The sequence below is a fragment of the Jingyaoa shaoxingensis genome (assembly GCF_014385005.1).
Taxonomy (GTDB): Bacteria; Bacillota; Clostridia; order Lachnospirales; family Lachnospiraceae; genus Marvinbryantia; species Marvinbryantia shaoxingensis.
This window is the reverse complement of record NZ_JACRSZ010000013.1, coordinates 1-12,572: the sequence shown is the minus strand read 5'-3', so window position 1 is coordinate 12,572 and position 12,572 is coordinate 1. Positions and strand designations below refer to the sequence as shown.

The window sequence follows — 12,572 nt, the reverse complement described above, 5'->3', positions numbered from 1 at the left end:
TCAGCAGAGGATTTTCATGCTATAAACATACTCGATATCCCGTAAATTATATAATTTATTTTAGAGGTGTATCTATGACGTATATTAAGAGTTTTTGTCAAAAATATAAGCATCTGTTCCCACTTGCCATATTTTTGATTTTTTATTTAACGGTATTTGGCTACGTGGAGAATCGTCCGATTTACCACATGCATCTGCTGGCTTCCAGATTCGATCATCTGATCCCTTTCTGTGAGGTATTTATCATTCCTTATATCATATGGTTCTTCTACATCACTTTCGGAGTACTGTTTTTCGGACTGGTGGAGAAAGACCGGGATCAGTATTACCAGTTATCTGTGAACTTGATGATTGGCATGGCACTGTTCCTTCTGATCTCTCTGGTATGGCCGAACGGACACACCTTACGGCCTGCTGTTTTTCCAAGGGATAACGTGTTTACCAGACTGGTGATTATGATCTATTCCTCGGATACTTCCACGAATGTATTTCCAAGTATTCATGTGTTTAATACCATTGCCATGCATACAGCAGTGAGACATTCTGTTATATTGAAGAAATATCCATGGGCGCAGAGGATCTCCGGTATCATTGCTATATCCATTGTACTCTCCACCATGTTTATTAAGCAGCACACTGTGATCGATGTAGTGGGAGCCATGGGACTCAACCTGATTACCTGGTATCTGTTATACCGTCAACCACAGTTTCTGACCTACATACACAGCCGTCGGGTTTGCAACCGGATGCCGAACCATACTCAACGTCAGACACAAATCAATGAAAAACGATAATATTTTAGGGCAGCACATAAATTGTGGCTGCCCTTTTCTATGTTATCATAATTGTTTTTCATCAGAGTTACATCTCTCTTCCTTTTTTCACACAGGCTTTGGATGCCTCGATCACGGCGCTTCGCATGCCTTTTTCTTCCAGCACACGAACTGCTTCGATGGTCGTTCCTCCCGGTGAGCAGACCATATCCTTTAAGGCTCCCGGATGCATACCGGTCTCCAGTACCATCTTCGCACTTCCCAGAACTGCCTGTGCTGCAAATTTATATGCCTGTGCTCTTGGCATACCGTCTGCTACAGCAGCATCTGCCATGGCTTCAATGAACATAAATACATATGCCGGTGAACTGCCGGATACTCCTACCACCACATCAATCAGAGATTCCGGTACCACTTCTGCCTTTCCAAAGCTTTCGCAGATCTCTTTTACCTGCTGCATCTCTTCCTCTGTGACCAGTTCATTTTTACACATTCCCATCATGCCTTCTTTGACCATGGCAGGTGTATTCGGCATGGTGCGGATGATCTTTTTGTCCTCTCCCAGCCGCTCTGCCAACCAGTGAAGGGTCTTGCCCGGTGCAATCGTCACTATAATCTGATCCTGCCGGATCTCTTCTCTGATCTCTGCAATTACTTCTTCGTAATACTGTGGCTTCACTGCCAGGAATATCACATCTGCAAAATCCACTACTTCTGAGTTTGTCCCCGCCACGCAGATTCCCAGTTCCCGACTGATCTTTTCTCTGGTCGCATCGGACTTCGCAGAAGCAATCATTTCCCCTGCTGTCACCTTCTTACTGTCCAGAATTCCTCTGATCATAGCAGTTGCCATATTTCCACATCCAATAAATCCAATCTTCATATTGTCTGTCCCCTTTCTGATTCACTCCACTGTCATCTGTTCCCTTTACTCTCCCGTCAGTTTCACTATCGTCATATCATGATGCACCGCTTTCAGGAATGTGTCTGTGATATCTTTTGTCTTAATCTTCAGACTGGAGGTATTCACGCATGGATGACATCCAATGTATTCCCCCTTTAACACATCTTCATCTACCAAAAGGCGCACATGGTTGTCCGGGTCATTCATCAGTCCCATGACACTGACCGCTCCCGGATGAATATCCAGATATTCCACCATATATTCTTCCGGTGCAAATGACAGTCTGGCACTTCCGATCTGAGGTGGAAGCTCCTTGGTCTTAAATGATTTATCCCCCGGCATCATCAGCAGATAGAATTCTGTTTTCTGACGATTACACAGGAACAGATTCTTACAGATCAGTACATTCAACACTGCATCGATCTCGTTGCATGCCTCCATAGTATCTGCATGCTCATGATCTGTTCTCTCATATTCGATTCCCAGTTTGTCCAGGAAATCATAAACTCTGATCTCCCGTTCCTGTCGTCCGGTTACATCCTCCGGTCTCCCCTTATACAGCTCCATCGTTCTTGCCTCTTTTCTGTCTTTTTATCTTATCTTTTAATCTTTTTTTATCCGCTTCTTCCGGTGTTTTTTCCTGTGGATTTCTGGCTTTTTCTTCTTCCTCTTTCGCCTTATCCATGGCTTCCAGTTCTCTACGCAGAATCCGCTCATCCAGTTTCTGTTCCAGATGCTCACCCGGTGAAAGCCGGGCAGATTTCTTTTCTACTGCCTTTCGCTCTTCTTCGTCCAGAAGCTCTGTCTTATTATTCCGGATCAGCCCACGTTTTACCAGCTTATGAATTAAGTCATAGATTACCGCAAATACCGGTACCCCAATCAGTACACCTACAAATCCGAAGAATCCACTGAAAACTGTAATGGAGAACAGTACCCAGAAGCCGGACAATCCCACACTTCCTGCCAGAAGCTTAGGTCCCAGCACGTTGCCGTCAAACTGCTGAAGAATAATGATGAAGATCAGAAAGATCACTGCCCCAATTGGATCTGACATCAAAACCAACAATGTGGCAGGCACTGCTCCGATAAATGGACCAAAATACGGAATAATATTTGTTATTCCGATAATCAGACTGATCAGTATTCCATTGGAAAATCCTCTGGTAAAAGTCATGATCAGACAAAAACCGTAACAGATCAGACCTACAATAGCACTGTCCAGGATCTTCCCGCTTAAAAATCCATCGAAAGTCTTATCCACAAAACGCAGTTCCTTCATGAAAACATCTGCATATTTGGGCTTCAGAATACTATATACTACAGCCTTGCCCTGACGGGCGAACTTCTTTCTTGCACAGAGGGCATAGACACATACGATGAAACCAATACCCAGATTGGATACAATGCCCACAAGAGAATTCAGAGTATTTGCCACAATGTTCTGTAAATACGGAAGCAGGTCGCTGTTTGCCCAGTCAACCATCTTCGTGCTGAGATCTTCTGCAATCGGTCTGACATAATTCTGTACCACGCCCTCACTATTCAGATAGGACGAAACCCAGTCGAAAAACTTATTTACCTGATCAGGAACCATACCTGCCAGCACAGTAATACTGGTTGCTACCTGCGGAATAACGGTTCGCAACAAGGTATATAATATGATAAATACCAGAATCAACACAGTGAGTACAGATATTCCGGTTTTGTGTTTTTTCCACTTTGCCGGGAGGAATGCTTCCCAGAACTTATCGAAGAAGTTGCATGGTGTCTTCAGCAAATATGCCATGACACCTCCATATATAAATGGCATCAGTATGTTAATGACGGTTCCTATATTCCGCTTAAAGGAATAGAAACGCAGTAACAGAAAGTAAAATGCAATGGCAAGTGCCAGTGCCAGAAACAGCTGCAACGACTGCTTCCATATTTTCTTCCATTCGTCCCAGTTCATCTGTCATGCTCCTCCTGTTGTTTATTACCACTCATCATACCCTGTTTTTTCTGAAAAAGCAACGAGTTGTTCTTACTATAAAAATCTCTTTAAAATATCATTTTCTTCCTCTTGACATATACCCATATTGGTATTATATTAACATATGAACAGATATTCATATGTTTTTAATGTAAATACAATTACTTCTATTATATAAGGAGGATTTGGAAATGAGCGAACACGAACATCTTCACGATGAAGAGCATTGTGGCTGCGGTTGTGGTCACGATCACGAACACGAGCATACACATGACGATCATCATGAGCATCATCACGAACACCACCACCATGATCACGACGATGACGAATGCGGTTGTGGCTGCAGTCATGACCACCACGATCATGTTCATGATGAACACGAGCATCATCACGAACACCACCACCATGATCACGACGATGACGAATGCAGTTGTGGCTGTGGCCATGACCACCACGCTCATGTTCATGATGAACACGAGCATCATCACGAACACCACCACCATGATCACGACGATGACGAATGCGGTTGTGGCTGCGGTCATGACCACCACGATCATGTTCATGATGAACACGAGCATCACCACGAACACCACCACCATGATCACGACGATGACGAATGCGGTTGTGGCTGCGGGCATGATCACCACGACCATGCACATGAAGAACATGAACACCATCATGAGCACGAGCATCATCACCATGAGCACGGCGATGGCGAATGTGGTTGTGGCTGCGGGCATGATCACCACGACCATGCACACGAAGAACATGAGCACCATCATGAGCACGAGCATCATCACCATGAGCACGGCGATGACGAATGCGGTTGTGGCTGCGGTCATGAACATCATCACGAGCATGAAGAACATAAGCACCATCATCATGCAGCCGGTCCGGAAAAGCAGGTTTTCATTCTGGAGAATCTGGGCTGTGCAAACTGTGCTGCCAAGATGGAACGCCGCATTAATGAATTAGATGATGTAGCGGATGCTACCATTACTTTTGCTACCAAGCAGCTTCGCATCTCCGGTACTCATCTGGATGCACTTGTTCCTCAGATTCAGGAGATCTGTGCTTCCATCGAGTCTGAAGTAAAAGTAGTTCCAAAGACTCCGGTTACCCGAAATGGTGGTGAAAGCCGTGTCTACATTCTGGAGAATTTAGGCTGCGCAAACTGTGCTGCCAAGATGGAACGCCGTATTAATGAACTGGATGATGTAACAGATGCTACTATCACATTTGCTACCAAGCAGCTTCGTATCACCGGGAAACGTCTGGATTCCCTGCTGCCGCAGATTCAGGACATCTGCGCCTCCATTGAATCTGAAGTGAAAGTAGTTCCAAAGGATCCAACCCCAAAATCTGCCGCCAAAGCAGATGATAAGAAAGATGAGAAAGCCGAGCAGAAAAAGACTCTTGCCATGATTGCAACCGGCGCTGTTTTATTTGTCATCGGCGAAGTTATGGAACATATGGGCGTGAATGGTTATGCACCGGCAATTGTCAATGTTATTGCTTACCTGATTCTTGGTCTGGAAATTGTTATCACTGCGGTGAAGAACCTGACACACGGACAGGTATTTGACGAAAACTTCCTGATGAGTATCGCTACTCTGGGTGCTTTTGCTGTTGGTGATTTCTCCGAAGCAGTTGGCGTTATGCTGTTCTACCGCATCGGTGAATTTTTCGAAGATATCGCAGTAGAACGAAGCCGTAATCAGATCATGGACGCTGTAGACCTTCGTCCAGAAACTGTCAATCTGGTGTCCGGTAACGATATCCGTGTGATCCCAGCTGAAGAGACCGAAGTTGGTGACGTACTTCTGGTTCGTCCTGGTGACCGTATTCCGCTGGACGGAACGATTCTGGAGGGTGACAGCCGTCTGGATACTTCCGCTATCACAGGTGAACCGGTTCCGGTTACTGTGAAAAAAGGTGACGAAATTGTTTCCGGTTGTGTCAATGTATCTGGTCAGTTAAAGATCCGTGTTGACAAACCGTTATCAGAATCCATGGTTACCCGTATTCTGGATTCTGTAGAAAATGCCGCTGCAAGCAAACCAAAGATCGACCGTTTTATTACAAGATTCGCCAGAGTCTACACTCCATTTGTCGTTGTTCTGGCACTGGCAACTGCCATTATCCCGTCACTGGTATCCGGGAACTGGTACTACTGGGTACACACCGCACTGACCTTCCTGGTTATCAGTTGTCCATGTGCGCTGGTACTTAGCGTTCCGCTTGCATTCTTCTCTGGAATCGGAGCCGGTTCCAAAAAGGGTATCCTGTTCAAAGGTGGTATCTCTCTGGAACAGCTTCACAATGTAAAAGCTGTCGTTATGGATAAGACAGGTACCATCACAGAAGGTAACTTCGTAGTACAGGAAGTGGTATCCGCAGGATCCCTTTCTTCCGATGAATTATTAACTCTGGCTGCCGGATGCGAGCAGATCTCTACTCATCCGATTGCCACCAGTATTGTAACTGCCGCACAGGAAAAAGGACTTTCTCTTGTAAAACCGGCAAAGCTGGAAGAAATCGCAGGTCACGGTATTTCTGCCCAGACTGATAAAGGTACTCTTCTGGTTGGTAACCGCAAGCTGATGGATCAGTTCCATATCGATCTGTCTGCTTACCAGAAAAAAGGCTTCGGAAGCGAAGTTCTGATCGCCTTAAACGGCAAGTTCGAAGGTCACATCGTGATCTCCGATACCATCAAGAGCGAGGCAAAATCTGCCATCGCCGCACTGAAAAAACTGGGTATTACCACTGCTATGCTGACCGGTGATGCACAGGAAAGCGCCGATGCCGTTGCTGCTGAGACAGGTATTGATGAAGTTCATGCAAAACTTCTTCCTCAGGATAAACTGGCTGAACTTCAGAAGATTCGTGCTGCTCATACCAGTGTGATGTTCGTTGGTGACGGTATCAACGATGCCCCGGTTCTTGCCGGTGCTGATGTAGGAGCTGCTATGGGAAGCGGTGCCGATGCGGCCATCGAAGCTGCTGATGTGGTATTCATGAACTCCAATATGGACGCCATTCCACAGGCTATCCGCATTGCCAATGCAACCAGTGCTATCTCCTGGCAGAACGTGGTATTCGCTCTGATCATCAAGGCAGTTGTTATGATCCTTGGTCTGACAGGACACGCATCCATGTGGTTCGCTGTATTTGCAGATACCGGCGTGGCTATGCTGTGTATCCTGAACTCCATCCGGATTCTGTATAAGAAATAAATTCAAAATATAAAAACTCCGCTGATACTTTAAAAAATATCATAAAGTATCAGCGGTTTTTTCATATACCTATGCCAAAACGCCTTGCAGAACAGTGTATTCTGGACAGTTACAATTTTTCAACTATCACCTTACATCTTTTCCTGCAAAATGCCATTCCGTAAATCAGTATATCCTGACGGTCATCATTACGCAGATATTCATCGTATCTGCGTTCTTTTATCTGCGCAATTGCCTTTTTACAGGCATTTTCCATAGCATCCAATGTTCTGGAATACTTCAGTTCCACAATCACCCCGGCATCCGGATCTTCTGTCTCTACAATAATATCTGCAAAGCCCTCGCCAGCTTCTACATTGGATTTTACCAGCCAGCCATCATTTCCTGCCAGAAGTCCTACCAGAAGTGTGTGGTAAGAATTTTCTTTTTCCTTCTCCGGAGCCTTCGTATCAAACACACTAACTGAATTGCTGAGCGTCTTTTTCAGATAAGACTCTATTCCCGTTACGTCTCCTTCCTCGAATGCCTTCCAGAATGCACTTAGCTGCTCTGTGTTGCTTAGAATCGTCCGTTTGAACCATTCCTGTATCTGAATCCTGAATACCTCCCGTACTTCCCTGTTCGGAATCACCAGTTTATATGCGCCATTTTCCGTGATTCCGGTCTGTGTCAGATATCCGGTAGTAAACAGCACACTCCAGAGATTGTCTATACTGTTATCGATCTCATCATAGGTCAATTCCAGATGAAGCTGCTTCTCAATTGGTTCACCGGCAATCAGACGCTCAATCTCATCCCTGGTTGTCTTATTTGCTTTATCAATAAAACGCTTTACCAGCCCGTTACCGCTGGTATTGATCCAATATGCCCGTGGCTTTGCTTTTGGGCTGTCACGAAGCAGATCCACATGATTGATCACATCCCACGGGCAATAAACATCAGTGTCACCAAAATGATATCCGTCATACCATTCTTTTATCTCTTCCAGATGAGACTCAATTCCATAGGCTTCCAGAAGTCCCTGCACCTCTTCATCTGTAAATCCAAACTGCTCGTCAAATCGTTCGTCAATGATTGATAACACTTTAAAATTATTCAGACCGGTAAAGATGCTCTCCTTTGATACTCTCAGGCATCCTGTCAACACCGCAAACTGCAGAAAATCATTGGTCTTCAGTGCCAGTCCGAACATCCCCCGCATCAGTTCCACCATCTCTCTGTAATAGCCGTTCTGAAAAGCTTTATCCAGTGGGACATCATACTCATCAATCAGGATCACCGTTTTCTTCCCGTAATTTTTATATAAAAACTCTGACAACATTTTCAGAGAAGAAACCAGGATTTTATCATTCATCGCGAACTCTCCATCCTGCAAAGCAATCAATTCACGATACATGTACTTCTCTTCGTCTGTCAACGAACTGCTGTCCAGTAAAAAATGAAATCGCATTGCTTCTCTTCCAATTAATTCGGTAAGCCGGTATTTTGCACTTTCAAAAGTCAGTCCTTCCACACTTTTCAGCGAAAGAAAAATAACCGGGAATTTCCCCATATATTCCGCGCAGAGCTTTTGATTATGAGAAATATACAGACCATCAAACAGTGTTGGATCTGTCCCCGTTTCAAAAAAGTAGCGGAGCATACTCATATTCAGTGTTTTTCCAAAACGACGCGGTCTGGTAAACAGATTGGCTTTACTCCAATGTTCCAGAAGCTGTTCAATCAGTCTGGTTTTATCTATATAATAAAAACCTTCCTGCCGGATTTCCTGGAAATTCTCAATGCCAACCGGCAATTTTAATTTTTCCATCAATGATCTGCTCCTTTCTTTTCACAATCTGACCGTCAGCACAGACATCTTGACTATACCACAGTCCAGATCTTCTCTGGAATCATTATAGCAAAGTTTTAATTTTTATCCCATTATATTTTTATAAAGTTTGCGGATGCCATAAGAAAAAAACAGCCTTCTGAAACTCTATTCAAAAGGCTGTTCTTCTCTTATTCTATTTTATTGTCTGCTTATGCGATTGCTGCGCCTAAGTCTTTCAGAGCTGCAGTTGCTTCATCGTCTGGAGCATCGTTACAGATTACGCTGTCACATGCCAGTGTGATTCCTGCGCCCTTAGCGTCTTCTTCCCAGTTTCTCATCCATTCGCCATCGCCCCATCCATAGGAACCGAACAGTGCTACTTTCTTGCCTGCCAGTTTGCCTTTGCATGCATCATACAGTGGCTGGAATTCATCTTCTTCCAGAACTTCATCTCCCATAGCCGGGCATCCCAGTGCGATCCCATCATACTGATCTACCATGTCTGCATTGAAGTCTGCACAGTTAATCATTTCTGCTTCTGCGCCTGCGCCTTTTGCTCCTTCCAGAACTGCTTCTGCCATTGTCTCTGTATTTCCTGAACTGCTCCAGAATACAACTGCTACTTTACTCATTTTAAATTCCTCCTGCTATTTTGCATTATTATTTAATTTAAAAAGTCATTTGACTTTCTTTTAACATTTATGATCCCTGGTCCTCAGGAATGTCATGGTGCCTTCCTGCCGTCTCATAGTTCCGGCTTCAGGCTGCCACGGTCAGCTTCAGGACGCTCCGTCCCTGCTGCCACAGACGCATATATACATCCTTGCATTTCTTGTATTTTGCAAAGGTTCGGACTGCTTCACACTCATTACAGTATACCTTCCAGCATCCGGTACATTTACAGTTGTGTCCGGCATTCTTGATAAAACCGATCACATCTCCCAGCGGATATCCCAGAAAAATTCCGATCTCATGAGGGAATTCCTCCTGAACCTGCAACTTACTCTGAAGTAACTTGAGGGCATCTTCCGGTTCCAGACTGGTGTATCCATATCTCTTCATAAACTGCGCTACTCCCGGTTTCTTCAGATCCCGCTCCAAAAACGACTTCCGGCACACATAGATCAATGCTGCTTTCTCACTCCTTCGCAGCTCCATTACAAAAATTCCTTTGTCATTCATCGACGCATTCCAGAGAGCAATCTGCTCCTGCACTTCCTCTTCCGAAGAATACGCATACGTAAACAGATTCGCCGTCTTAATCGACGCCAGCGTAGGAGAACAATGCTCCACCAGATACCGTTCCAACATACCCCAATACTCCTTATCTGTAATAAAAAGCTAATAATGTAAGTTCTTTATTACTTTTGTTAGGTTCTTCTAACCTCATAAATTACTATAATTCACACAGTAACTTCTGTCAAGATAGAACTTACAATTTTTAGCCATCCATCAATTTGTTTACAAATTCTTTTCAAGAATGCCTCGGCATTCCTGCACATAAAACATACATATATATTGTTCATCTGCTATGATGCAGCATTTCTATATTATGAAAGCAAATATATAATTCGTCTCCTACGCACAGAACACAAATGCATGTACGATCTGCTAAGATGGTAGGCAGATTTTGCAGCATCTGTGCATCTAATGACATCTGTGACTCTGCAATGCTTCTATCGCAGGGAACAGATGTCCATAGATGATGCCAGCAGATGCAAAAAATCAACGTATCCTAGCAGATCATACTGCATGTTGTTCGTTCGTTAATTAGATAGCCTATCATATTGCACGGTGTTCGTTCGTTGAAAATAAGTACTACATTGCGTTCTTCCATCGAAAGTCTTATAATATCTTTACTATAAGAATTCACAAAAGGAGTCCATTTTATGCAATCATCCAATGATTTACAGCAATTATTACATTCCATTGACCATAAAAGTTACCCGGCATACAAGTCTCTGAAAGGCACTTACCGTTTTCCAGCGTACACTCTTTCCATTGATCATGTGCAGGGAGATCCTTTCGCCTCCCCGTCTCACATCAGTGTCCAGGTACCTCTGAAGCGTGCCGGCTTCCCGCAATTTTGCCTTAAAAGTGCACTAATCAGGGTAACACTTTCTGATTACCTGACCCGCCAGTTTGCCGCACAGGTGGCAAGATTCTCTTTCCGTGCCAAAGGATCCGGCAAAAGTGGTCTGATCTCTGTCAGCCAGTGTGGACCGGAAGTACTGGCAAGAACTGCCTGCCAGATAGACAACGATCCACAAAATGGCTTAATAACTGCCCGCTTCTTTGTCGGTTTTCCGGCCAACGGCCGCAGTATCAATGCAAAAGAACTGGAAAAAATCTTATTTGATTTTCTGCCTGTATGTGTGGAAAAGACCTTTTATTACCGCAATCTGAATGCGGCAGAAGTGAAACAGACCATAGATCTGTGCGAAGATCAGGATACCATTCGTAAAGAAATGGAAAAAAGAAAACTGGTGGCTTTTGTCGCTGACGGAGCTATCCTGCCGCGAGAAAGCGGTGTATCTTCCCGTCCAATGAAAAATGCAAAAGCCTTCACTTCCCCGGAATCCTTGCGTGTCACTGTGGAACTGCCGCATAAAGGCACCATCACCGGTATGGGAATTCCAGAAGGCATCACGCTCATCGTAGGCGGTGGCTATCACGGCAAATCCACTCTGCTGAATGCTCTTGATATGGGTGTATACAATCACGTTGCCGGAGACGGGCGGGAATATGTCCTGACGGATGCTACTGCCCTGAAACTTCGTTCCGAAGATGGACGCTTTATCAAGGATGTGGACATCTCCATGTTTATCAATGATCTGCCAAACGGCAAAGACACTCGCTGCTTCTCCACAGAAGATGCCAGCGGAAGTACTTCTCAGGCTGCAGGCATCATCGAAGGCATGGAGTCCGGAAGCTGTGTGTTCCTGTTAGATGAAGATACTTCTGCCACCAACTTTATGGTGCGTGACGCATTCATGCAGCGTCTTATAGCTCCGGACAAGGAACCGATCACTCCATTTCTGGAGCGTGCCTGTGACCTGTATGCTCAGGCCGGTATTTCCACGGTTCTGGTTGCCGGAAGCTCCGGTGCCTTTTTCCACATTGCAGATACTGTCATACAGATGGACAGCTATGTGCCTGTGGATATTACAGAAAAAGCAAAAGCCCTGTGTAATGAATTTCCAATTCCTGAGACATCTGTCCGCCCGTTTGCAATGCCAGAGAGCCACCGCATCATGACCACTGATCCGAAAGCAGTAGGCAAAAAACGGGATTACCGCACCGGCGCTGTACGCGGAGAAGAAAGCCTGAAAGTAAAATTACAGGGAAAAGACGGATTTTCACTTGGGAAACAAACTGTAGACCTGCGTTATATTGAGCAGCTCATCGACTGCGAACAGACTGCCTCTTTAGGACTGCTTCTGAAATACGCAGTAGAAAAACTGGCAGATTCGAAAAAAACACTGCCTGAAATTGTACAGTTCATCGAGACACAGTTAGAAGAAAAAGGGCTGTATGCTTTCATGGAAGGAAAATACATTTCCGGCGGATATGCAATACCAAGAGTACAGGAGATCTATTCCTGCTTCAACCGGTATCGAAGGGCTTAAGACTTATCAAAATACAAAAGGTATATTTATTAAGTGCTTGATATTTATACTACGTGACCATCTATGGTTTATGATAAGCAGCAAAATAATTATTATCTGCGGTCATAATCATAGACAGCAGTAGAGTAGGCGGATGAAAATTTCATCCGCCCCTCATCAAACCGTGCATGAGGTTCTCCCTCACACGGCTTTCCGACATTCTTCTTTCTACAGCATTACGTCATGCTCTAGCCATTTTC

At 44.6% G+C, this 12,572-nt stretch carries 10 protein-coding genes; 3 read left to right on the top strand and 7 right to left on the bottom strand.

The genetic code is table 11. The features are described from left to right. The first annotated feature begins 74 nt into the window (after nt 1–74). Nucleotides 75–794 (top strand): phosphatase PAP2 family protein, encoded by a 720-nt coding sequence (locus H8716_RS12290; protein ID WP_249309191.1) that lies wholly within the window; start codon nt 75–77, stop codon nt 792–794. A gap of 67 nt (nt 795–861) precedes the next feature. Here the strand turns inward: H8716_RS12290 and proC are convergent, their stop codons facing one another. The 4 genes from proC to H8716_RS12270 form a co-directional block, all read right to left on the bottom strand. Then, nucleotides 862–1,656, bottom strand: a complete 795-nt coding sequence (proC, locus tag H8716_RS12285; RefSeq protein ID WP_249309190.1) for a pyrroline-5-carboxylate reductase — start codon at nt 1,654–1,656, stop codon at nt 862–864. Between the two features lie 45 nt (nt 1,657–1,701). Further along, entirely contained in the window at nt 1,702–2,244 is a 543-nt protein-coding gene (locus tag H8716_RS12280) for a prolyl-tRNA synthetase associated domain-containing protein (protein ID WP_249309189.1), read from the bottom strand. Further along, on the bottom strand, nt 2,231–3,631 hold the full coding sequence (locus tag H8716_RS12275; protein WP_249309188.1) for an AI-2E family transporter: 1,401 nt from the start codon (nt 3,629–3,631) through the stop codon (nt 2,231–2,233). The genes H8716_RS12280 and H8716_RS12275 overlap by 14 nt, the downstream gene beginning before the upstream one ends. A gap of 191 nt (nt 3,632–3,822) precedes the next feature. Continuing rightward, entirely contained in the window at nt 3,823–4,521 is a 699-nt protein-coding gene (locus tag H8716_RS12270) for a hypothetical protein (protein WP_249309186.1), read from the bottom strand. Between the two features lie 42 nt (nt 4,522–4,563). Between H8716_RS12270 and H8716_RS12265 the strand changes: the two genes are divergently transcribed. Further along, nucleotides 4,564–6,891, top strand: a complete 2,328-nt coding sequence (locus H8716_RS12265) for a heavy metal translocating P-type ATPase (protein ID WP_330606616.1) — start codon at nt 4,564–4,566, stop codon at nt 6,889–6,891. A gap of 109 nt (nt 6,892–7,000) precedes the next feature. On the opposite strand, the gene H8716_RS12260 is transcribed toward H8716_RS12265, so the two are convergent. The 3 genes from H8716_RS12260 to H8716_RS12250 form a co-directional block, all read right to left on the bottom strand. Next, nucleotides 7,001–8,704, bottom strand: coding sequence for an AAA family ATPase (locus tag H8716_RS12260; protein ID WP_249309182.1), 1,704 nt, complete (start codon nt 8,702–8,704; stop codon nt 7,001–7,003). Nucleotides 8,705–8,913: 209 nt separating this feature from the next. Further along, nucleotides 8,914–9,336 carry a flavodoxin gene (locus tag H8716_RS12255; RefSeq protein WP_249309179.1) on the bottom strand — a complete coding sequence of 141 codons (423 nt, stop codon included), beginning with the start codon at nt 9,334–9,336 and terminating at the stop codon, nt 8,914–8,916. Between the two features lie 127 nt (nt 9,337–9,463). Next, complete coding sequence (locus tag H8716_RS12250) at nt 9,464–10,015, bottom strand: DUF3793 family protein (RefSeq protein WP_249309176.1); 552 nt, start codon at nt 10,013–10,015, stop codon at nt 9,464–9,466. A 578-nt stretch (nt 10,016–10,593) separates the two neighbouring features. Here H8716_RS12250 and H8716_RS12245 point away from each other — a divergent pair. Beyond that, complete coding sequence (locus H8716_RS12245; RefSeq protein WP_249309174.1) at nt 10,594–12,333, top strand: ABC-ATPase domain-containing protein; 1,740 nt, start codon at nt 10,594–10,596, stop codon at nt 12,331–12,333. Nucleotides 12,334–12,572 lie beyond the last annotated feature (239 nt).